The 20,461-nt window shown below is 63.8% G+C and carries 21 protein-coding genes; 8 read left to right on the top strand and 13 right to left on the bottom strand.

Translation table 11 applies throughout. From position 1 onward, the window contains the following. The first annotated feature begins 5 nt into the window (after positions 1-5). On the top strand, positions 6-452 hold the full coding sequence (locus tag VB672_RS04765; protein ID WP_329783033.1) for an acyl-CoA thioesterase: 447 nt from the start codon (positions 6-8) through the stop codon (positions 450-452). Here VB672_RS04765 and VB672_RS04760 read toward each other — a convergent pair. Then, a complete protein-coding gene (locus VB672_RS04760) occupies positions 424-1,350 on the bottom strand; it encodes a DMT family transporter (protein ID WP_329783032.1) in 927 nt (308 codons plus the stop codon). The two genes, VB672_RS04765 and VB672_RS04760, sit on opposite strands and share 29 nt — an antisense overlap. An 8-nt stretch (positions 1,351-1,358) precedes the next feature. Next, the gene (locus VB672_RS04755; RefSeq protein WP_329783031.1) at positions 1,359-1,772 is read right to left on the bottom strand and encodes a (deoxy)nucleoside triphosphate pyrophosphohydrolase; all 414 of its coding nucleotides are present in this window, start codon (positions 1,770-1,772) and stop codon (positions 1,359-1,361) included. Between the two features lie 159 nt (positions 1,773-1,931). On the opposite strand from VB672_RS04755, the gene VB672_RS04750 reads away from it, so the two are divergent. Further along, positions 1,932-2,303, top strand: coding sequence for a hypothetical protein (locus tag VB672_RS04750; RefSeq protein WP_329783030.1), 372 nt, complete (start codon positions 1,932-1,934; stop codon positions 2,301-2,303). An 11-nt stretch (positions 2,304-2,314) separates the two neighbouring features. Here the strand turns inward: VB672_RS04750 and argJ are convergent, their stop codons facing one another. Continuing rightward, positions 2,315-3,556, bottom strand: coding sequence for a bifunctional glutamate N-acetyltransferase/amino-acid acetyltransferase ArgJ (gene argJ, locus VB672_RS04745; RefSeq protein ID WP_329783029.1), 1,242 nt, complete (start codon positions 3,554-3,556; stop codon positions 2,315-2,317). Between the two features lie 164 nt (positions 3,557-3,720). Between argJ and VB672_RS04740 the strand changes: the two genes are divergently transcribed. After that, the gene (locus VB672_RS04740; RefSeq protein ID WP_329783028.1) at positions 3,721-3,933 is read left to right on the top strand and encodes a hypothetical protein; all 213 of its coding nucleotides are present in this window, start codon (positions 3,721-3,723) and stop codon (positions 3,931-3,933) included. 67 nt (positions 3,934-4,000) lie between these two features. Here VB672_RS04740 and VB672_RS04735 read toward each other — a convergent pair whose 3' ends face one another. Further along, positions 4,001-4,894, bottom strand: a complete 894-nt coding sequence (locus VB672_RS04735; RefSeq protein ID WP_329783027.1) for a peptidylprolyl isomerase — start codon at positions 4,892-4,894, stop codon at positions 4,001-4,003. A gap of 252 nt (positions 4,895-5,146) precedes the next feature. On the opposite strand from VB672_RS04735, the gene secA reads away from it, so the two are divergent. Further along, positions 5,147-7,960, top strand: coding sequence for a preprotein translocase subunit SecA (gene secA / locus VB672_RS04730; RefSeq protein ID WP_329783026.1), 2,814 nt, complete (start codon positions 5,147-5,149; stop codon positions 7,958-7,960). A gap of 62 nt (positions 7,961-8,022) precedes the next feature. Here secA and VB672_RS04725 read toward each other — a convergent pair whose 3' ends face one another. Continuing rightward, a complete protein-coding gene (locus VB672_RS04725) occupies positions 8,023-8,835 on the bottom strand; it encodes an adenylate/guanylate cyclase domain-containing protein (protein ID WP_329783025.1) in 813 nt (270 codons plus the stop codon). Positions 8,836-8,992: 157 nt separating this feature from the next. On the opposite strand from VB672_RS04725, the gene VB672_RS04720 reads away from it, so the two are divergent. Then, positions 8,993-9,862, top strand: coding sequence for an alpha/beta fold hydrolase (locus tag VB672_RS04720; RefSeq protein WP_329783024.1), 870 nt, complete (start codon positions 8,993-8,995; stop codon positions 9,860-9,862). A 51-nt stretch (positions 9,863-9,913) separates the two neighbouring features. Here the strand turns inward: VB672_RS04720 and VB672_RS04715 are convergent, their stop codons facing one another. Together VB672_RS04715 and VB672_RS04710 are read right to left on the bottom strand one after the other, a co-directional pair. Beyond that, positions 9,914-10,756: a DUF1194 domain-containing protein gene (locus VB672_RS04715; protein WP_329783023.1), complete on the bottom strand. Its 843-nt coding sequence runs from the start codon at positions 10,754-10,756 to the stop codon at positions 9,914-9,916. Positions 10,757-10,810: 54 nt separating this feature from the next. Then, on the bottom strand, positions 10,811-11,251 hold the full coding sequence (locus tag VB672_RS04710) for a c-type cytochrome (RefSeq protein WP_329783022.1): 441 nt from the start codon (positions 11,249-11,251) through the stop codon (positions 10,811-10,813). A 194-nt stretch (positions 11,252-11,445) separates the two neighbouring features. Between VB672_RS04710 and VB672_RS04705 the strand changes: the two genes are divergently transcribed. The 3 genes from VB672_RS04705 (at position 11,446) to VB672_RS04695 (ending at position 14,374) form a co-directional block, all read left to right on the top strand. Beyond that, positions 11,446-13,068, top strand: a complete 1,623-nt coding sequence (locus VB672_RS04705) for an ABC-F family ATP-binding cassette domain-containing protein (RefSeq protein WP_329783021.1) — start codon at positions 11,446-11,448, stop codon at positions 13,066-13,068. Between the two features lie 209 nt (positions 13,069-13,277). Next, positions 13,278-13,661, top strand: coding sequence for a response regulator (locus tag VB672_RS04700; RefSeq protein WP_329783020.1), 384 nt, complete (start codon positions 13,278-13,280; stop codon positions 13,659-13,661). 5 nt (positions 13,662-13,666) lie between these two features. Then, positions 13,667-14,374, top strand: coding sequence for a protein phosphatase CheZ (locus VB672_RS04695; RefSeq protein ID WP_329783019.1), 708 nt, complete (start codon positions 13,667-13,669; stop codon positions 14,372-14,374). 61 nt (positions 14,375-14,435) lie between these two features. Here VB672_RS04695 and VB672_RS04690 read toward each other — a convergent pair whose 3' ends face one another. From VB672_RS04690 to VB672_RS04665, 6 genes are all read right to left on the bottom strand, one after another. Next, positions 14,436-14,957 (bottom strand): hypothetical protein, encoded by a 522-nt coding sequence (locus VB672_RS04690; RefSeq protein ID WP_329783018.1) that lies wholly within the window; start codon positions 14,955-14,957, stop codon positions 14,436-14,438. Positions 14,958-15,058: 101 nt separating this feature from the next. Further along, a complete protein-coding gene (locus VB672_RS04685; protein ID WP_329783017.1) occupies positions 15,059-15,973 on the bottom strand; it encodes an oxygenase MpaB family protein in 915 nt (304 codons plus the stop codon). A 74-nt stretch (positions 15,974-16,047) separates the two neighbouring features. After that, complete coding sequence (locus VB672_RS04680) at positions 16,048-16,821, bottom strand: hypothetical protein (protein ID WP_329783016.1); 774 nt, start codon at positions 16,819-16,821, stop codon at positions 16,048-16,050. 110 nt (positions 16,822-16,931) lie between these two features. Further along, positions 16,932-18,203 (bottom strand): L,D-transpeptidase family protein, encoded by a 1,272-nt coding sequence (locus tag VB672_RS04675; RefSeq protein ID WP_329783015.1) that lies wholly within the window; start codon positions 18,201-18,203, stop codon positions 16,932-16,934. Positions 18,204-18,461: 258 nt separating this feature from the next. Continuing rightward, positions 18,462-19,415 carry an acetyl-CoA carboxylase carboxyltransferase subunit alpha gene (locus tag VB672_RS04670; protein ID WP_329783014.1) on the bottom strand — a complete coding sequence of 318 codons (954 nt, stop codon included), beginning with the start codon at positions 19,413-19,415 and terminating at the stop codon, positions 18,462-18,464. A 197-nt stretch (positions 19,416-19,612) separates the two neighbouring features. Continuing rightward, positions 19,613-20,407 carry a class I SAM-dependent methyltransferase gene (locus VB672_RS04665; RefSeq protein WP_329783013.1) on the bottom strand — a complete coding sequence of 265 codons (795 nt, stop codon included), beginning with the start codon at positions 20,405-20,407 and terminating at the stop codon, positions 19,613-19,615. Positions 20,408-20,461: the final 54 nt, after the last annotated feature.

The following is a 20,461-nucleotide window of genomic DNA, read 5'->3' as shown; positions in this document are numbered from 1 at the left end:
ACGCCATGCCAAACCGTCCTGCGCGGCCCGACCGCTCCGCCTTCAGGCTGTTTCGTCCCATCGCGACCCGCTGGTTGGACAACGATGCCTACGGGCACGTGAACAACGTGCACTACTACTCGTATTTCGACACGGCCGTGAACGGGTGGCTCATCGAAAAGGGCCTTCTCGCCATTGGCGAGAGCCCTGTCATCGGCCTTGTCGTGGAGACGGGCTGCACCTATTTCGAAAGCGTCGCATTCCCTGACATGTTGGAAGCCGGCATTGCTGTCACCCATCTCGGGCGCTCCTCGGTGCGCTACCGGATCGGGATCTTCAAGGCGGGTGTCGAGAACGCCGCCGCCCAGGGCCATTTCGTCCATGTCTATGTGGACAGGACCACCCAGCGACCGGTGGAGATTCCGCCCGAGACGCGCGCGGTGCTCAGCGAACTGATCCGAGCCTTCCGCTGAAAGAGACCAGCGCCACGCCTGCGAGCACCACGGCGCCGCCGGTGAGTTCGCGAGGACCGATGCTCTCGCCTAAGAACAGCACCGCCATGATGGTGGTCCAGACCGGCGCAAGATACCCCACCATCGAGGCGCGGGTCGGGCCGGTGCGGCGGATCAGATGCATGAACAGCAGGATCGGCAGGGCCGTCGACAGGGCCCCGAGCGCGAGCAGAGGCAGGATGTGCGAGGGCACCGGGGCGAAGGCTGATGGTCCGGCTACAGTGATGGCCAGAAGGGTCGCGACGGAGCCGGAGCAGATCTGCTGGCCGAGTGCCATCCTGGCCGGATCGGCCTGCTTGACCGTGCGCACGAACACATTCGCCGTCGCATAGCTGAAGGCCACCGCCAACATCAGGAGCGCCCCTGTCGCGTTGATGCCGCTGTCCGGCAGGGCGGCGGGGCCGATCAGGATGCCCATGCCGAGAAAGCCGACGAGGACGCCCAGGAAACGCCGGGGCGTCAGCCGCTCATCGGCGAACAGCAGGTGCGACAGCACGGCGACGATCAGCGGGGACGAGGCCTGGATCATGCCGGCAGGGGCGGTGGGGATCTGCGTCAGGGCATAAGCCAGGAGCACGTTCGGCAGCCAGCCGTTGAGGGTGCCGAGCACGGCCCAGATGCGCCACTCATGGCGCTGCGGCAGGATGCTCTTGCCTTGAAGGGTGAACCAAAGGGCCAGCGTTGTGGCGCCGATCAGGCCGCGCATGGCGGCGAGCACGAAGGGGCTCAAGCTTCCGCTCAGCTTCACGAGCAGGAACGAGCTCCCCCACAGGAACGAGCAGACCAGCAGGTTGGAGATCACGAAAGCTGCGGTCGGCGCGGGTGTCGAGGCCGTGCCGCCGGCATTCTGCAAGGACATAGCGCCCTTCAGGATCCGAGGAGATCGACGAGGAACGGGATCAGCGGCTCGTCGGCCGGCGGCATGGGATAGCTTCGCAGGTCCTGCGGCCTGACCCATTTGAGCGCCTGCCCCTCGAGCGGCTGCACGAAGCCCTCCCAGCGGCGGCAGACATAGAGCGGCATGAGCAGGTGGAAGGTCTCGTACGGATAGCTCGCGAAGGTCAGCGGCGCGAGGCACGGCTCCTTCACGGCAATGCCGAGTTCCTCGCGCAGCTCGCGGATCAGGGTCTCCTCTGGCCGCTCGCCCGGCTCCACTTTGCCGCCGGGAAATTCCCACAGGCCGGCAAGCTGCTTCCCTTCAGGCCGCTGCGCCAGAAGGATCCGATTGTCCGTGTCGATCAGGGCGACGGCAACGACGAGGGTGAGCTTTACAGAAGACACGGGTGATCAAGCCGTTTGTTGGAGCGAGCAAGGTTGCTCTCATATCCTGCTTCCACCCTGAAGCGAACTTCTTTCATATGACTTGACATATGTAACTTTGAAACAGAACCTAGAGACGTAAAAGTCTGCTACTCGCAGGCTATCACTTCAGGGGCTTTCATGATCCGGACATTATCTGTCGCAACCGCGCTCGCTTGCGGTCTCTGGGCAGGCACGGCCTCAGCACAGGACTGCTCAGGTCCTCCCGTCTACTTCAACGGTGAGATCGCCGAGACTGAAGGCGAGCTGACGGTAAAGTCCGGCAAAGGTTGTGCTTTTGGCATCAATGGGATTCCCGGCGCCCTTAAGGAAACAATCATCTCACAGAAGCCCAAGATCGGCAGGGCAGGAGTCGAGGGGCTCAAACCCTTCTATGTGGCCAAGCCCGGCTACCAGGGGCCGGACGAGTTTGCCTACACGTTCATCGGCATGAGTCAGTACGGCGGCCCGATGCGGATCACCATCAAACGCAAGATCACCGTCGTTCCCTGACCGACTCCCTGTCAGCTCCGGTAATCGCCGTTGATCTCCACATAGGCCTTGGTCAGGTCGCAGGTCCACGCGGTGGCCTCGCCGCGGCCCAGGCCGAGATCGACCCGGATCGTGATCTCGTCGCCCTTCATGTAGGCAGAGGTCTTGGCCTCGTCGTAATCCGGATCCCGAGCGCCCTTCACGGCGACCCGGATGTCGCCGAACCAGATCGCGAGCTTGTCGCGCTCGGCCGGCTCGCCGGCCTTGCCGACGGCCATGACCACGCGGCCCCAATTGGCGTCTTCGCCGGCGACCGCCGTCTTCACCAGCGGCGAATTGGCGATCGCCATGGCGATCCGCTTGGCCGAGGTGGCGCCCGTGGCGCCCGTCACCTTCACGGTAACGAACTTGCGCGCGCCCTCGCCGTCGCGGGCGACCTGCTGTGCGAGCTCGCACAGCAGGCCCTCAAGGGCGCTGCGGAATTCCTTCAGGCGACGGTCGCTCGGCAGGGAGATCGTCGGTGCCCCCTTGGAGGCGGCAGTTCCCGTCGCGAAGAAGAGCAGCGTGTCGGACGTGGACGTGTCGCTGTCCACCGTCACGCAGTTGAAGCTCTTGTCGGCACCCTTCTTCAGAAGCGTCTGCAGCACGGGGGCGGCAATGGGCGCGTCCGTGAAGATGAAGGAGAGCATAGTGGCCATGTCGGGAGCGATCATGCCCGCCCCCTTGGCGATGCCGTTGATCGTCACCTCGACGCCGCCGAGGGTAGCCGTGCGGGTCGCCACCTTCGGGAAGGTGTCGGTGGTCATGATCGCCTTGGCGGCATCGAGCCAGGCGGTGGGCTTGGCCTTCTTCTCGCAGGCCGTGAGCACGTTCTCGAACTTCGTGGCCTCGAGCGGCTCGCCGATCACGCCGGTGGAGGCGATGAAGACCTGCGAGGCCCGGCAGCCTGCCGCCTCGGCGGCGATGTCGGCGGTGAGCTTGACCGCTTCCGCACCCTTCTTGCCCGTGAAGGCATTGGCATTGCCCGAGTTCACCACCAGCGCCCGGGCCGTGCCTTTGCTCAAGTTCTTGCGGCACCAATCGACCGGGGCCGAAGGGCATTTGGAGCGCGTGAACACGCCTGCCACGGCCGTGTCCTTGGGCAGGGTCACATAGAGAACGTCAGTCCGGTTCTTGTATCGGATACCGGCCTCCGCCGTTGCGATCCTGACGCCGTCGATGGCGGGAAGCGTCGGATACGACTTCGGAGCGAGCGGAGACACGGACTTGGACATGCAAAGGGTCTCAGGGTGAGCGGATGGAATACCGTTTAGGAAAGGCGACCTGCGGTTTTTTAAGGCTTTTTGTCAAGTCAAAGCTGCAGGGGCACACCGGCATGGACCAAGGAACGCAGCTGGTGTGTCCTCGTTGACCCGGTCTGCAGGCGATGGAGGCTTTCATGACGGGCAAACACCCAAAGACCCAACCTCAGGACCGCCCGCGCAGCGATCTGGACGTCGATCCGGGCATCGGCCGCTCCAAGGGATCCACCAGGTCGGGCGAGGATCCGCGCGATCTCGACGGCGGCTCGACATTCCAGGGCGACGTGGAGAACCAGACCAACCGCGAAGGCGGCGTCGATCCGAACCGGAGGGGTCGGACGAATAAATAATGGTCGGGACGCCTGAAACGAAAAAGGGCGGCCCGGAAGGCCGCCCTTTGAATGAGAGAAACCGAGCTTACTGCTGCTTCTGCTCGACGAGGTTGCCCTTGTCGTCCAGGCGCTCGATCTTGGCATTCTTGCGCAGGCCCATGATCAGGTCCTGCTGCGCCTTGCGGGCGAGGTAGGTTTCGACCTGGTCCTTGGTTTCCTCGAAGGTCGGGGCCGGCTTGGTGCGCTTCTCCTCGACCTTGATCACGTGCCAGCCGAACTGGCTCTTCACCGGATCGGAGATCTGGCCGGGCTCGAGCTTGAAGGCGGCCTCGGCGAAGGGCTCGACCATGCGGTCCTTGGTGAAGAAGCCCAGATCGCCGCCGTCGGTCTTGGAGCCGGGGTCCTTCGAGGCCTCGCCGGCCACCTTGGCGAAATCCTCGCCGCCCTTCACGCGGGTGGCGATCTTCTTGGCCTCGTCCTCGTTCTCGACCAGGATGTGGCGAGCGCGGACCTCCTGCTCGGCCGGCACGCTCTTTACCGTCTCGTCGTAGAGCTTGCGGGCGGCCTCCGGGGTGACGGCTTTCTTGGCCTCCTGGTCGAGGTATTCGTCGAGGAGGGTCTTGTCCCGGTTATAGGCGAGCTTGCGGGCAAACTCCGCGCCGCTGCCGACCTTGGCGGCCTCGGCAGCCTTCGCGCCGAGCTTCAGGTCGATCATGTAGCCGGTCAGCAGGTCGCGCTTCTGGGCTTCCGGAACGTTCGGCATCTGCAGGGCCGGATCCTCGGCGGCCAGGGCGAGATCCCCCTCCGTAATGTCGACGCCGTTGACGCGGGCGATGACCTTGGAGGAATCGACGGCCGGCATGGCCGCAGGGGAGGTGGCAGGCGCGGGAGGGGTCTGGGCGAGGGCTGCCCCGGCCATGAGCGGCAGGGCGACGCCGAGGGTCAGAAGGCTCTTCCGAACGTTGAGTGAGCGAGACATGTGGTTTCCTCTGGTGAGCGTGATCGCCCACGGACAGCGACGATCAGATGGCCGAATGTGTTTACGTTTGCAAGTGATGGCATATTTATGTCACAGCATCGCCGCTCGCGGGGTCTTGAACGGGTCCTCCGGGCCGGCTTGGGGCTGCGCCACTAAAGGCACAGTCTTTAAGATGCACTCCGGCGTAATTAGGTCTATAAGGCGGCCCAAACGCCCCTTTCTCCTGCATTCTGGAATTTTCGAAGGCTCTCGATGTTCGGTTCTCTCGCGAAGAAAATCTTCGGCTCGGTCAATGATCGCCGTCTGAAGTCCTACCGGCCGAAGGTAGCGGCCATCAACGCGATGGAGGCCGAGCTGGAGGCCCTGTCCGACGAGCAGCTCCGCGCCCGCACCGAGGACTTCAAGGCCCAGCTCGCCGCCGGCAAGACCCTGGACGACCTCCTGGTCCCGGCTTTCGCCACCGTTCGCGAGGCGGCCAAGCGCACCCTCGGCCAGCGCCATTTCGATGTGCAGCTCATCGGCGGCATGGTGCTCCACGAGGGCTCGATCGCCGAAATGCGCACCGGCGAGGGCAAGACCCTGGTGGCGACCCTGCCGGTCTATCTCAATGCGCTGGCCGGCAAGGGCGTCCATGTGGTGACGGTCAACGACTACCTCGCTCGCCGCGACAGCGAGTGGATGGGGCAGATCTACCGCTTCCTGGGGCTTTCCGTCGGCGTGATCGTTCACGGGCTGGACGATGCCGAGCGTGCCCAGGCCTATGCGGCCGACATCACCTACGGGACCAACAACGAGTACGGCTTCGACTATCTTCGCGACAACATGAAGTACGAGATGGCGCAGATGGTCCAGCGGGGCCACAACTTCGCCATCGTGGACGAGGTGGACTCGATCCTGGTCGACGAGGCGCGCACCCCGCTCATCATCTCCGGTCCTCTCGACGACCGGTCCGAGCTCTACAACGCCATCGACGTGGTGATCCCGCGCCTCGACAAGACCGACTACGAGCTCGACGAGAAGCAGCGTTCCGTGGCGCTCACCGAGGCGGGCACCGAGAAGATCGAGGCGCTGCTGCGGGAAATCGGCCTGCTCAAGGAGGGCGACCTCTACGATGCCCAGAACGCCACCCTGGTCCATCACATGAACCAGGCGCTGCGCGCCCACACCCTGTTCCAGCGCGACAAGGACTACATCGTCCGCAACGGCGAGGTGGTGATCATCGACGAGTTCACCGGCCGCATGATGCAGGGCCGGCGCTACTCGGAAGGCCTGCACCAGGCACTCGAGGCCAAGGAGAAGGTCCAGGTCCAGCCCGAGAACCAGACGCTCGCCTCCATCACCTTCCAGAACTATTTCCGCCTCTACGACAAGCTCGCCGGCATGACCGGCACGGCCGCCACCGAAGCCGACGAGTTCTTGGAGATCTACAACCTCGAAGTGGTCGAGATCCCGACCAACCGTCCCGTGGCCCGCGTGGACGACGACGACGAGGTCTACCGGACCATGGAGGAGCGCTATCAGGCGGTCATCCGCGATATCGAGGAATCCTCCGCCAAGGGTCAGCCGATCCTGGTCGGCACCACGTCCATCGAGAAGTCGGAATATCTCGCCGAGCTGCTCATCAAGGACGGCTACAAGCTCATCAACTTCGAGGACCCGCAGGCGCTGGAGCCTCTCTACCGCGATGCGCGGGCCGGCCGAGGCACCAAGCATTTCGCCGTGCTGAACGCCCGCTTCCACGAGCAGGAGGCCTTCATCGTCGCCCAGGCCGGCGTGCCGGGCGCGATCACGATCGCCACCAACATGGCCGGCCGCGGCACCGATATTCAGCTCGGCGGTAACGCCAAGATGCGCATCGAGCGCGAGCTCATGGGCGTCGAAGGCGAGGAGCGCGCCCGCCGCGAGAAGGAGATCCTGGACGAGGTGGCGTCCTTCAAGGAGAAGGCGCTCGCGGCCGGCGGCCTCTACGTGCTCGGCACCGAGCGCCACGAATCGCGGCGCATCGACAACCAGCTGCGCGGCCGCTCGGGCCGCCAGGGCGATCCGGGCCGCTCCAAGTTCTACCTGTCGCTTCAGGACGACCTGATGCGCATCTTCGGCTCCGACCGCATGGACGGCATGCTGCAGAAGCTCGGCCTGAAGGAAGGCGAGGCCATCATCCACCCGTGGATCAACAAGGCCATCGAACGCGCGCAGGCGAAAGTCGAAGCGCGCAACTTCGACATCCGCAAGAATATCCTGAAATACGACAACGTCATGAACGACCAGCGCAAGGTCGTCTTCGAGCAGCGCAAGGAGTTCATGGCGGAAGAGAGCGTGCGCGAGACCATCGACGACATGCGCCACGGCGTCATCGAGGACATCGTCTCCCGCGCCATCCCGGAGAATGCCTATGCGGAGCAATGGGATGTCGAGGGCCTGAAGCAGAACGTCGTCAACTTCCTCAACCTCGATCTGCCGATCGAGGAATGGGCGAAGGAAGAGGGCATCGCCGACGACGAGATCCGCGAGCGCATCACCAAGGCGGCCGACGAGGCTTATGCCCAGCGCGTCGAGGCCAACACGTCCGAGGTCATGAACTACGTGGAGAAGCAGGTTCTGCTGCAGAGCCTGGATCACCTCTGGCGCGAACACCTCGTGACCCTCGATCATCTGCGGCAGGTCATCGGCTGGCGCGGCCTTGCCCAGCGCGATCCACTGAACGAGTACAAGTCCGAGGCTTTCGAGCTATTCAACGCCCTCATCGGCCATCTGCGCGAGCAGGTGACGGGTCAACTCATGCGCATCCAGGTGGTGTTCCAGCAGCCGGAGCCGCAGGATCTGCCGCCCATGTTCGCCCAGCACCTCGATCCCGCCACCGGCGAGAACGAGTTCGACATGCCCCAGGGCAGCGCTTTCGGCGCCGGTTCGGCCCTCGGCTATGTCGCCGCTGCCGCGGGAACGGAACCTTCCTCGTCCCGCGATCCGAACGACCCCTCCACCTGGGGCCGGGTCAGCCGGAACGAGCCCTGCCCCTGCGGCTCGGGCAAGAAGTTCAAGCACTGCCACGGACAGTTCGTGGCGTGAGAGCCGAGGATGCCGATCACAGAAGCCCGGCCATCGCGCCGGGCTTTTTGCTGAGGTGCCCCTTAATCGGCCGGGCGGTTTTCCCGCGCCTCCCGAGCGGGCTTGCGCCGAAACACCATCCACAAGCCGACGATCAGCAGAATCGCCGTGACCGGCCAGTGGAACCAGATCTCGTGCAGGCCGCTGAAGACATTGATCAGAAACAGGAATCCGCCGATGACGAAGGCCGCGGCGACCGGGCGCGGCAGATTTGCAAACCGATCTGACAACCGGGCTTGAGATCTTGGCGAGCGTTCGAAAGAGCGCGGAACTGCAGCCTCGTTGATGGCTGCCGAGCGCTCGTCCATCCTGCCATCCAGGGCCACCCGGTAGCTCGTCACCGGAGCCGCGACGTTCTTCACCTGCTGGCGACCGAGATAATCGAAGCCGACCGACAACTTGTTATGCACCTGATCGTAGACCGGGCCGGAGATCAGGATCCCGCCGGGCTCGGCCATTTCCTGGAGCCGTGCCGCGATATTGACCCCGTCGCCATAGATGTCGGAGCCGTCCGCCATCACGTCGCCGAGATTGATCCCGATGCGGAACCGCATGCGCTGGGATGCAGGCAGGTGAGAATCCTGGGCGGACAGCTCCCGCTGGGTCTCGACGGCACACTGCACCGCCTCGACGACACTGGGAAATTCGGCGATGACGGCATCGCCCCAGGTGTTGACGATCCGCCCGTCATGCCGCTCGATCAGCGCCGCCATGGCAGCCCGATAGCGGCGCAGCGTCGCCAGAGTGCCTGGCTCGTCCGCTTCCATCAGGCGCGAATAGCCCTGCACGTCCGCGCACAGCACGGTGGTGAGCCGTCGTTTCAGCTTCTCGGTCATGCGGGCATGATAGCGCGGAACAGCCCGAAGCGCATGGGGGCATCGCGCTTCATGCCCAAGCGGCTGACGCGCTGCCCCGACTATCGCCGGATCCATGAACCAATCGCCGCATGGCGACGTTCAAGTTCCTGACCGACAGGATACGAGGACGTTGGAGATGGACGCGACAGAAATCGTGAAGCATCGCTGGATCGACGTGGACGGCATCCGCACCTTTTACCGCGAGGCAGGGCCGGAGGATGCGCCTGCCATCCTGCTGCCCCACGGCTATCCCTGCTCCTCCTACGAGTTCCGCAACCTGATGCCTCTCCTGGCGGATCGCTGGCGGCTTCTCGCGCCGGACTTTCCGGGGTGCGGATACAGCGATACTCCGGAAGACTTCCCTTACGATTTCGACGGCTACGCCACGTTCCTCGACCGGTTCCTGAGCCGGCTCGGAATCGACCGTTTCGCCCTCTATCTGCATGATTTCGGATCCCAGATCGGGCTGCGCCTCGCAATCATGCGCCCGGATCGGATTGCCGCCCTGATCATTCAGAACGGAGACATCTACGAGGATCAGCTCGGCCCGAAATATGCTCCTCTCCAGGAGTATTTCCGCAACCCGACGCCGCAGATGCGTGCCAAGCTGGGGGAGGCCGTCACCGAGGAGGGATTTCGCGACGAGTTCCTGAACGACGTTCGCCCGGAACTCGCCGAGCGCATCCCGCCCGACCTGTGGACGCTGCACTGGTCGCTGACGACGGAACGGCGCCGGGAGATCATTGTCGGTGTGATTGCCGGATTGAAGGATAACCTCGCCTGGTTCCCGCGCTATCAGGCCTACCTGCGCGAACAGCGGCCGCCGACCCTGATCGTCTGGGGACCGCAGGACGGGTACATGCCCGAGGGCTCGGCACGGGCCTATCTGCGCGACCTTCCCGATGCTGAACTGCATCTGCTCGATGGCGGGCATTGGCTGTTGGAGACCAATCTCGCCGAGGTCGCGGCGCTGATGCGCGGATTTCTGCCCCGCGTCTGGGCGTGAAGGGCGAACCATCAGTGCGACGAGGCTCGTCGCGCTAGTCAGGCCCATGCTCTAAAGTTCCTGTCCGGTGACCGTGCTGGGGACATGCAGCGCGGGGCCGATGTCGTCCCACAGGCTTTCGCTGGTGTCGCAATCCGTCTTCGGCGAATTGCCTGCAGGCTGAACCAACCCGGCACGCTCGGCCGTGCCGGCGATTTCATTGATGATCTTGGTTCTCGTCTCGGTCAGGAACTGCCTGCGCTCCCGTATGGGGATCATGAAGGCATCCAAGCCTCCGACCACACAGTCGCGGTAATAGGCGTCCAGGGTCGCGTCCTCCCGCCGGTCGGGGCGTCTGATCATGATGGGAAGGCCGTTGATCGTGACGCCCCGGGCCACCGCCCTGTCGCGTGCCTCCGTGACCAGAGGCCCCTGGTTGTTGGCGCCATCGCCCGAAATGTCGATCACGCGCCGCGCAGGCAGGAAGGGCCCTGAGGCGAAGAGGGCCAGGCTGAAGTCGATGGCTTCGGCGATGGAGGTCCCGGCCCCACGGCGGATCGGAGCCCGGGCCAGCCTCTCGGCGAAGGAAAGGCTCGCCTTCGCATCGTCCAGAACGGTCCAGGGCACGACGACATGCTGGACATGCGGATGCGCCCCGGCCCATTCCACGTAAGCCACCGCGATGCGTCCCAGCAAGCCGCTTTGAATGGCCTGATGCACCGAGGGCGAGCGGAAGGCGTCCACATAACCCTGCCGCTGCAGCTCCTGCTCGTCCGGATCCATCGAAGTCGAGATATCAACCGCGAGCACGAGGGCGAGATCGACCTCGTCGGGCGCCTGCTGCCAGGCCGGGGCGACGGTCAGGAGCCCCGCCACGAGAGCGGGGAGCAGCCACGGAGCCTTGGGATACCGCATCGCGATCTCCCTCAGTCGAGGACCTTCGGTCTCCTCGGATCTCCCGATCTTACGTCAGCTTTCCCTTCGGCGATAGGCTTCGTGACAGCCGGCGCAGTTCTGGCCGACCCGCTGGATCGCTGCCTGCAGGCTGGCCTGATCCGTCACCGAGGCTTGAGCTGCCGTAGCATCCTGTGCGAGCTTGGCCGCACGGGCATCGAAATCCGCCTTGCGCTCCCAGATCGCGGGAAGCGCCGCGGTCTTGCCCTGATGCGAGCCTGGCGGGAAGAGAGCGGGTGTCTGCTGCCCATTCTGCGCGATCCGCTGGAGAGCGGCCTGTGCGGTCGCCGCGTCGAACGGCGCCTGTCCCCGGGCCATTCCGGTCAGCGTCCGAACCTGCTCCTGATTGTTCTTCATCAGGTTCTGGCGCTGGGTGATGGGATCGCTTGACTGGGCCAGCACCCCGATCCCGCCGGGGATCAGCACACAGAGTGCGGCAATGACGGTCTTTTGCATGGCGACCATCCTTTCTCCCCCGTCCCAGGATGTGCTCTTCCGCCGGATCGGACCATAGGAAATGAGGGTTAGAGCCGGCTCTTCGGCCGAGGTGGTTCATTCCGGACCCTGACACTTTGCCCGACCGCAGGCCCTCGCAGGCGGGAACGAGCCATGCCATAAGGCCGCCGCAACTCCTCCAGGCTTTAGGACCCATGATTCGCGTCGAGAATGTCAGTAAGCAGAACAGCCACAGGATCCTCTTCATCGAGGCCTCCGGAACCCTCCAGAAAGGGGAAAAGGTCGGTCTCGTGGGTCCCAACGGCGCAGGCAAGACGACGCTTTTCCGAATGATCACCAAGGAGGAGCAGCCCGACGAAGGCCAGGTCTCGGTCGATCGGGGCGTGACCATCGGCTATTTCAGCCAGGATGTCGGCGAAATGACGGGCCGCAGCGCCGTGGCCGAGGTCATGGAAGGCGCCGGTCCCGTTAGTGCCGTAGCGACGGAACTGCGGGCGCTGGAAGCCGCCATGGTGGATCCGGACAAGGCAGACGATCTCGACCGGATCATCGAGCGCTATGGCGAGGTGCAGGCGCGCTACGAGGAACTGGACGGCTATTCCCTCGAGGGGCGGGCGCGCGAGGTTCTGGCAGGCCTCGGCTTCAGCCAGGAGATGATGGACGGCGATGTGGGGGGCCTGTCCGGCGGCTGGAAGATGCGCGTCGCCCTGGGCCGCATCCTCCTGATGCGCCCGGACGTCATGCTCCTCGACGAGCCGAGCAACCACCTGGATCTCGAGAGCCTCATCTGGCTGGAGGAGTTCCTGAAGGGCTATGAGGGCGCGCTGCTCATGACCTCGCACGACCGCGCGTTCATGAACCGCATCGTCAACAAGATCATGGAGATCGACGGCGGCTCGCTCACCACCTATTCCGGCGATTACGAGTTCTACGAGCAGCAGCGCGCCCTCAACGAGAAGCAGCAGCAGGCCCAGTTCGAGCGCCAGCAGGCCATGCTCGCCAAGGAGATCAAGTTCATCGAACGCTTCAAGGCGCGCGCCTCCCATGCGGCGCAGGTGCAGAGCCGGGTCAAGAAGCTCGAGAAGATCGACCGGGTGGAGCCGCCCAAGCGTCGGCAGGCCCTGGCGTTCGAGTTCCTGCCTGCGCCGCGCTCGGGCGATGACGTGGTCGTCCTCAAGGGCGTTCACAAGCGCTATGGTAGCCGCAGCATCTACGAGGGGCTGGACTTCGGAGTGCGCCGCAGGGAGCGCTGGTGCGTGATGGGCGTCAACGGCGCCGGCAAGTCGACGCTGCTGAAGCTGGTGGCGGGCTCTGCGACGCCCGATGACGGGACGGTCACCGTCGGGGCGAGCGTGAAGATGGGCTATTTCGCCCAGCATGCCATGGAGGTGCTCGAGGGCGATCGCACGGTCTTCGAATTCCTGGAGGATTCGTTCCCGCAGGCCGGGCAGGGCTCGCTGCGGACGCTGGCCGGCTGCTTCGGGTTCTCCGGCGACGACGCGGAGAAGAAGTGCCGGGTGCTCTCGGGCGGCGAGAAGGCGCGCCTGGTGATGGCCAAGATGCTCTACGACCCGCCGAATTTCCTGGTGCTCGACGAGCCCACGAACCATCTCGACATGGCCACGAAGGAGATGCTGATCGAGGCCTTGTCGAAATACGAGGGCACCATGCTCTTCGTCTCCCACGACCGCCATTTCCTGGCGGCCCTGTCCAACCGGGTTCTGGAGCTGACGCCGGAGGGCATCCACCAGTATGGCGGCGGCTATACCGAGTACGTGGCCCGCACCGGCCAGGAGGCGCCGGGCCTGCGCCACTAGGCCATCGATTCTGGGAAGCAAAACCAAAGAGCCCGGCCATCGTGCCGGGCATTTTGCTGCCAGGATCCTGTTCCGGCAGACGGGGCGACGTCAGCTTGAGGCAAGCATCGTCGTGGATAAGGCAAGGACCACAACAACCATTTTTGAAGAAAGGTCTGTCAAAGGATCCTTCTTCACATGTCCTTTCTCAATTTTCGGGCCGAAACATCATGGCATTGAATACGTCTCTTCCGGTGCTCATCGTCGACGATTATCAGACGATGCTGCGCATCATCCGCAACCTCCTGAAGCAGATCGGCTTCAACGACGTCGACGAAGCCAAGGACGGCTCGGAAGCCTTGGGCAAGCTCAAGGAGAAGAAATACGGGCTCGTGATCTCCGACTGGAACATGGCGCCGATGACCGGGTTCGAGCTGCTCCAGAAGGTCCGCGCCGATGCGGAGCTCACCGCGCTCCCCTTCATCATGATCACCGCCGAGGCCAAGACCGAGAACGTCGTGGCCGCCAAGCAGGCGGGCGTGAACAACTACATCGTGAAGCCCTTCAACGCGGAAACCCTGCGCTCGAAGATCGCCGCCGTCCTGGGTGAGTAGTCGCCATGCGCCTTCCGCCACCCGTCTCTTTTGACCCTCTGAGCCTGGACCTCCTGGCTCAGTCCCGCGAGAGCATCGCCGCGCGCCGGCATGCCGAACTCATGCGGGGCATGGCGGCCATTCATGCGGCGCTCGAGCCGAACAGTGGGGCATCGAAGGCTCTTCTGGACCAGATCCGGACCGATCTGCGCGAGGCGCTCCGGCTCAAGGACGAACTCGACGCCATCACGGAGTCGATCCAGCGCACGAAGCGGGAGATCGCGACCCTGCATTCCCACACCCCGGGCGGTCAGGTCACCAGCGTCACCGACGAACTGGGGGCCGTCGTTTCTGGAACGGAGGCGGCCACCAACAGCATCCTGGCGGCGGCCGAGGAGATCGACGAGATCACCGGGACGCTCGTCCAGCGCCTGTCCGGCGAGGACGCCGTGATGGCCCAGCGGATCTCCGACAGGGTGATCACGATCTTCGAGGCCTGCAACTTCCAGGACATTACCGGCCAACGCATCAGCAAGGTCGTCGGCTCGATGAAGTTCATCGAGGAGCGCGTGACCCAGATGGCGCATATCTGGGGCGGCTTGGAGAGCTTCAACGACGTGGACGCTTTCAAGATGCCGGAGCGCGAAGGGGACGAAGCCCTGCTGAATGGACCTGCCCTCGACGGCGATCCCACACGCACCTCCCAGGACGCCATCGACGCCCTGTTCGGGTGAACCGATCCGCATCGCGACCGTTGGAAAAGCCCGGTTGTTGCGCCGGGCTTTTTGCCGTCCTTCATTGACGCAGCAAGGTGAGATCGGTGGTGGCCCGGACGGGTCCATTCGCCCCGATGCGATCCGTGACGACGATCCGAAAGCGGTTCGGATCGAGGCTGGCGACGCGCATCTGGGCCGTCGTGTCGCCGTAAAGCGGCCTCGGCCACGCGATCACCAGATCGAAATCCGTTCCCACCTGCCGGCCCCTGAGTTGGGCGGTCCCGACCCGCGAGCCCGTATACGTGCCGGTGACCTGGCCCGAGCGGGGATCCCAGGACAGACGGGCGCTGACCGATCGCGCGATGAGCAGGTAAGCCCGGCACGTGCCCTGGAGCGACAGATCCGTTGGCCCCTGCTGCCGGATCGTGAACTGGCAGCTGACCTGATGGGAGCTCGCATCCGGCCCTTCCAGGATGGTTCCTGTTGCGGAGAAGGAGCCCGCGTAGCGCTCGAAGACGGCCGGTGCAGCGTCGGCACTGCCGGTTGCGCTGGAGAGCAAGAGAACGACGCCGCAAGAGAGCCGGTGCGAAAGGCAGTCCATGGATGTCTCCTTTTGGGTCGGCCAGATTGGAATTCTCGACTGTCCTGGAAGCCCGTGCCCTTTCTGAAGCACGACCTCCGCGCCGGTCGTCCAACCCGGCATTACGTGTAGAGATAGGTGTCAGGCAGACCGAGGCGCCGGCAGGCCTGGACCGCCGGAAAGGATGGGAGCATCAACCGATCGCTTGCACTTGTCATGGTGCGGACGAGGGCGCGTTCGACGGGGTTGAGGGACCAGGAGGCACCGAGTTCGAGACGCTCGCGCACCCAGCCCGGCAGAATGTCGACCGCAGCCTTGACGAGCAAACTCTGCAGCGGTCGTGCCGGCGCCGGAAGGATCGGGGCCCGCTTCATGATGGCAAGGAATTCGAAGATCACCGGTGAGGCGACGAGCCTTGAGGTCATGCTCTCGAACAGGGCGTCGAGCTCCTCCTGCGAGGCGGGCACTCCGGTTGCCCCGTATAGTTTTGCGGCGGGCAGGGCCTCGACGAAGAGCGCAGCCCGCTCGGTTCGGGTCAGAGGCCTGACATAAGCATGGTAAGCCTCCGTGAAGCCGAACCCGGCCGTCGCCTGCACCCAGTCGAGCAGGACCGGATCATTGGCCCGGTAGTCCTCGCCTTCGCTGGTCCGGCCCGCCACGCGATCGTGCCGTCTGACGACGCCGGCAATCATGGTCTCCGCCCTGCTGCGCGGCCCGTACACCGTCACCATGGCGGCGAGCCCGGTTCGCTGAAGGCGCTTCAACGGGTCCGCCCGGAAGCTGCTGTGCTGCCAGACCCCGTCCCGAACGCGCGGCTCTCCGAATTCGAGCAGCACGGCCGCGATGCCGCCGACCAGAAGGGAAACCGGGTTCTTGAAGATGCGCCAGGAGACGGAGTCGACGGAAATCAGCGCCGGCTCTTCCGACGGCACGGAAAAATCGATGCTGCGGTCCGGTTGAAGGAGCGCTTGTGCCAGACCGTCGACCTGACGCTGCAGACGGCCAGGCAGGACAATGGCGGTGGGGCTCAGGAGCATGGCAGGACCTCCGCTCCGGAAATCCACGCAGGGGCGGAAAAGTTTCCCCAGCAGTTGTATTCTTGACCGTCCAATCAGAAACTTGGCGCCTTCGAGTCACGTGCAGCCATCTTCTGTGTGGCAATGAGTGCAATACCTGCGATCTCAGAAAGCCATTTCGGCGTTGGCTTTCCATATAATGCTTGTTCTGGACGAAGTCTCGCCTGTTTCGCACGATTGTAGGCTGCTGCCTCGTAGACGAGTCTTCCAGCAATCCATATTAAACGCACTCGAAATGCTACCAATGGTGTTAATCCATCAGCAAGTTTCTGGCGTTCTATTAGCAGTTCTTCAACAGAGTGGATATCTGCTAGACGTCCCTGCTGTAAGATGTCGCCTAGTCTGTTTGTATCCCAGCTATGAGCTATAGAATTTCGTGCAGATCTAAGATAATCTAAGTCGACCATCAGATCATGCGAAAGTACGCTAAACGCAGAGGCTAGCTGGATTCGCTTTGCGAGATCAGATAACGGCCCATATCCGCTAAGCATATTCTTCTTCCCACCTGGCACAGAATCGGGAAGTATTGATTTGAACACCTCCTTTAAGAGATCATCAGCAAACGCGCATACGATCACAGGGAGATAACGTGCTTCCTCTGACATAATTAAATCAACTAAACGCTGAAAGTCAGTCAGATCTAAGGGCTCAAGATCAAGGGTTTCAATGAAGCGCTTGATAGCAAAAGTTTCGAAAGATCGGGTATAATTGCGATATATTTGCAAGCCCGCTTTCTCCCCATAGCCAAGATCCATCCCGGCAATGTCAGTGTCAAACCAGTCTTCATTCGGTTGTGTCATTGAATTCATGCTTGCTCTGAATTCTTATACAAACTGTAGCTTGTACTAACTGGAAATAGACGTAAATAAAAAGCCCGCCTTCTAGGCGGGCTTTTGTATCCTTCATCAGGCCGTGACGCTCAGTTTGCAGCGGCCACATTGACCTTCGCGGGAGCCTGAGCCCGCTTTTGGGGCACGGCCTTTGCGGCCGGAGCCGGCGCGACCTGGACCGTCTCGGCCACCGGCTGCGCGGAGGACGTGCTGAACAGGTCGGTCACGCCACTGAACATCTTCTTGTAGAAAGGAGTCTCCTGCGAGGAGGACCCTGCCGCCGCAACCGCCACGGGGGCGGTCTGCTGGGTCACGGCCGCACGGCTCTCGGCCGGGCGGGACTCCGGCTGCGAAGCGGGAACCTCTCGCATCGAGGCGAAAGCGAGCGCGGTCGACGGCGCCTCGATCTTCTCGCGGCCGCTGTCGTCGAGCGCAATCTGCCGCGGGCCGGAGGAAATGCCCTCGGTGCGGCTCACATATCCGAGCTTGGTGTCGGACACGCCCGTCACATTGGCCAGGGCTTCGCGGAAGGATTCATGCGTGTCGCCGTCGTTGTAGACGAGCTTGATCGGCTTTTCGCCCTTGGCGACCAGATCGGCCACCTCCTGCTCGTCCTGACGCTGCTTCTGCGCCACGAGAGAGGCGGTGTCAGGATCCACGTTGAATTCGTAGCGTCCCCGGCCGACCGCCACGCGCAGCTCGTCCTTCGACACCTCGAAGGTGTCAGAGCCCTCCTTCAGGTTCTTCCAGAAGCCGATATTCGGGTCGAGACGATGCTTGGCCAAGTTCTCGGCTGTCATCCGGAACGGATAGGACTGGAACTGGAAGCCGCGCTGACCGGCGCCGAGGGCCTCGCGGGCGATGGCATAGATCTCGGCGATGTTCTGGTCCGTCATGGCGAAGCAGCCCCGCGAGGAGCACGCGCCATGCACCATGATGTCGCCGCCGTTGCGCCCGAACGACCGGTCGAAGGCGTTCGGATAGCCGGTGTCGAACGACAGATAAAAGGCCGAGTTCGGGTTCATCTGCGCCGGGGTGACCGTGTAGAAACCCTCAGGCACCTGCCGGTCGCCTTCGCGGGTCTTGGGGCCGAGTTGGCCCGACCAGCGGCAGATGGGATAGGTCTTGAGGAGCGCGTATTTCCCGTTGGAGCCCCGCTTCCAGACCTCCAGTTCCGACTCCTTCTTGTAGGCCCGGACCAGGATAGGGTCTTCCTTGGACATGCCCTTGGTCGACATCAACGCCATCGTGGCTGGCGGAATCGGCACGAGGTGTCGCGTGGAGCCACGGGAAAGCTGGTCGTCCTGGCAGGCAGCAAGCGCGAGCACCAGGCTCGCGGCCAATGCGAAACGCTTCATCATGGGGGACCCCGCAATTTTTGATCTGCCCGACGTTTTGCCGGTCAGTTCCCCTTTAACCCCTAAATCGTTAGCCTTAACTGGCCCTTACTGCAAGCGGAGCCGTAATGGAGTTATGCTGAAAGGAAGGTAAAAAATCAGCCCGCAGAGGGCTTGGGCGCCGCGCATCGGAGGAGAGCGCATCTCTTCCGAGGTAAGGCAGGGCCAGTGGGGCGCAAACCCGCCCGGTTGCGGGCGGGTCCGAAGCCGGTCAGATCGATCTCAGAGCTTGCGGCCGATATTGAGGAACTTGTCGGCCCGATGGTCGCGGATCTCGGCCGGACCCATGTTGCCGAGGTCGTGCAGGGCTTCCTCGATGGCATTGCCGGTGGCCTGGATGGCCGATTGCGGCTCTCGATGAGCGCCGCCCACGGGCTCGACCACGATGCCGTCGATGATGCCGAGCCGCAGGAGGTCCTGGGCCGTGATCTTCATGTTGGTGGCGGCGTCCTGGGCACGAGCGGCGTCGCGCCAGAGGATCGAGGCCGCGCCTTCCGGGGAAATCACGCTGTAGATGGCGTGCTCCAGCATCAGCACCTTGTTGGCGGTCGCGATGGCGATGGCGCCGCCCGAGCCGCCTTCTCCGATCACCACGGAGACGTTCGGCACGCCGAGGGAAAGCTGCATCTCGGTGGAGCGGGCGATGGCCTCGGCCTGTCCGCGCTCTTCCGCCTCGATGCCCGGATAGGCGCCTGCAGTATCCACGAAGGAGATCACCGGAAGACCGAAGCGGTCCGCCATTTCCATTAGGCGCACCGCCTTGCGGTAGCCCTCAGGCCGGGCCATGCCGAAATTGTGCCGGATACGGGTCTCGGTGTTGTGGCCCTTCTCCTGGCCCATCACGCAGACGGGCTGGCCGCGAAAGCGGCCGAAGCCGCCGACGATGGCCTCGTCCTCGGCGAACTTGCGGTCGCCCGCGAGGGGAGTGAACTCGGTGATCAGCCCGGCGCAGTAATCGACGAAGTGCGGGCGCTGGGGGTGGCGCGCGACCAGGGTCTTCTGCCAGGGCGTGAGCTTGGCATAGAGCTCCTTCAGGGCGTCGGCGGCCTTGACCTCCAGGCGGGAGATGTCGTCGGTGATAGAGACGGCATCCCGGTTCTCACCGAGCGCCCGAAGCTCCTCGACCTTGGCTTCAAGCTCAGCGACGGGCTTTTCGAAATCGAGATAACTGCGCATCAGACTCTACAGCATCGGGCCCAAAAGTGGATTTGCACTTTTGGGACTAACCCGATGCTTCCTCCTTTATGAGAGCATCGTTCAGGCAGAAAACCGGATCCACTTTTCCGCACGATGCTCTAATGGAAAATGAAGGCCGGCGTGACTGGATAGCCCTGCCGAAGCGGGGCGGACACTGGCGTTTCGGAAGACTCAAGTCAAGGTGAGCCCTGCCTTAGTCCCGCAAAACCCGGCGGAATCAAGGAGGACGGCGTCATCCGCGAGGCGGGGGCCGCAGGCACCGGAGCGAAAACCGGAGAGAAGCGCCGCGAGCGGCGCACCGCATGGACGGCGCCGGGCCGGTAGAGCTGCTTCGTCGCCTCCACGATGTGAAGGCCCGCGAAGGGAAGCGAGAAGCTGGCGCCGACCTGCTCCCAAGCCTGGGCGCTCTGCAGCAGGAGGCGGTTGCGCAGGGGCGGCACGTAAAGGGTTTCCGCCCAGCCCTCCGGCGAGAACCATGTCTGGCGCATCAGGCTCTTGAGCTGCGAGCGACTGTAGGGCTGCCCATAGCCGAAGGGCGTCGTGTCCATGCGCGCCCACAGGCCGCGCCGGTTGGGCGCCACCAGGATGATCCGCCCGCCGGGCGTGAGAATGCGCCAGATCTCGTGCAGGAGTTCGCTCGGGCTCTCCACCGTCTCCAGGGCATGGACCACGAGAACCCGGTCGATGGAGGCGTCGGGCAGGGGCATCATCAGTGGGTCGACGAGGGCGGAGGCCGAGGCGCCGGTGCTGGGCCAGTTCACCACGCCCTGGTTCGCCGGCATGAAGGCGAGCGTCCGCTCGCTTTCGCCCTTCACGGCAGAGAGATAGGGCGGCGCATAGCCGAGACCGAGCACGCGCAGGCCCGTGAGCGGACCCCAGAACCTGTCGATGGCACGTCCGACGAAGCGGCGCGTCACGGCCCCGAGCGGGCTGGCGTAGAAGCCGCGCAGATCGGTGATGTCGATGCTCATGGCCTCAACAAGCTGCCTCTTGCTCCGTCCCGGCAAGCGTATTGCGGGGATCCG

The sequence above is a fragment of the Microvirga sp. CF3016 genome (assembly GCF_036314085.1).
Taxonomy (GTDB): domain Bacteria; phylum Pseudomonadota; class Alphaproteobacteria; order Rhizobiales; family Beijerinckiaceae; genus Microvirga.
Note: the sequence above shows the minus strand (reverse complement) of the source record. Positions and strands in the feature narration are given on the sequence as shown.

Bases quoted from the DNA above. Each gene is read 5' to 3' on its own strand.
- VB672_RS04765 (WP_329783033.1), top strand. From the start codon at position 6: ATGCCAAACCGTCCTGCGCGGCCCGACCGCTCCGCCTTCAGGCTGTTT.
- VB672_RS04760 (WP_329783032.1), bottom strand. From the start codon at position 1,350: ATGTCCTTGCAGAATGCCGGCGGCACGGCCTCGACACCCGCGCCGACC.
- VB672_RS04750 (WP_329783030.1), top strand. From the start codon at position 1,932: ATGATCCGGACATTATCTGTCGCAACCGCGCTCGCTTGCGGTCTCTGG.
- argJ (WP_329783029.1), bottom strand. From the start codon at position 3,556: ATGTCCAAGTCCGTGTCTCCGCTCGCTCCGAAGTCGTATCCGACGCTT.
- VB672_RS04740 (WP_329783028.1), top strand. From the start codon at position 3,721: ATGACGGGCAAACACCCAAAGACCCAACCTCAGGACCGCCCGCGCAGC.
- VB672_RS04735 (WP_329783027.1), bottom strand. From the start codon at position 4,894: ATGTCTCGCTCACTCAACGTTCGGAAGAGCCTTCTGACCCTCGGCGTC.
- secA (WP_329783026.1), top strand. From the start codon at position 5,147: ATGTTCGGTTCTCTCGCGAAGAAAATCTTCGGCTCGGTCAATGATCGC.
- VB672_RS04725 (WP_329783025.1), bottom strand. From the start codon at position 8,835: ATGACCGAGAAGCTGAAACGACGGCTCACCACCGTGCTGTGCGCGGAC.
- VB672_RS04720 (WP_329783024.1), top strand. From the start codon at position 8,993: ATGGACGCGACAGAAATCGTGAAGCATCGCTGGATCGACGTGGACGGC.
- VB672_RS04715 (WP_329783023.1), bottom strand. From the start codon at position 10,756: ATGCGGTATCCCAAGGCTCCGTGGCTGCTCCCCGCTCTCGTGGCGGGG.
- VB672_RS04710 (WP_329783022.1), bottom strand. From the start codon at position 11,251: ATGCAAAAGACCGTCATTGCCGCACTCTGTGTGCTGATCCCCGGCGGG.
- VB672_RS04705 (WP_329783021.1), top strand. From the start codon at position 11,446: ATGATTCGCGTCGAGAATGTCAGTAAGCAGAACAGCCACAGGATCCTC.
- VB672_RS04700 (WP_329783020.1), top strand. From the start codon at position 13,278: ATGGCATTGAATACGTCTCTTCCGGTGCTCATCGTCGACGATTATCAG.
- VB672_RS04695 (WP_329783019.1), top strand. From the start codon at position 13,667: ATGCGCCTTCCGCCACCCGTCTCTTTTGACCCTCTGAGCCTGGACCTC.
- VB672_RS04690 (WP_329783018.1), bottom strand. From the start codon at position 14,957: ATGGACTGCCTTTCGCACCGGCTCTCTTGCGGCGTCGTTCTCTTGCTC.
- VB672_RS04685 (WP_329783017.1), bottom strand. From the start codon at position 15,973: ATGCTCCTGAGCCCCACCGCCATTGTCCTGCCTGGCCGTCTGCAGCGT.
- VB672_RS04680 (WP_329783016.1), bottom strand. From the start codon at position 16,821: ATGAATTCAATGACACAACCGAATGAAGACTGGTTTGACACTGACATT.
- VB672_RS04675 (WP_329783015.1), bottom strand. From the start codon at position 18,203: ATGATGAAGCGTTTCGCATTGGCCGCGAGCCTGGTGCTCGCGCTTGCT.
- VB672_RS04670 (WP_329783014.1), bottom strand. From the start codon at position 19,415: ATGCGCAGTTATCTCGATTTCGAAAAGCCCGTCGCTGAGCTTGAAGCC.
- VB672_RS04665 (WP_329783013.1), bottom strand. From the start codon at position 20,407: ATGAGCATCGACATCACCGATCTGCGCGGCTTCTACGCCAGCCCGCTC.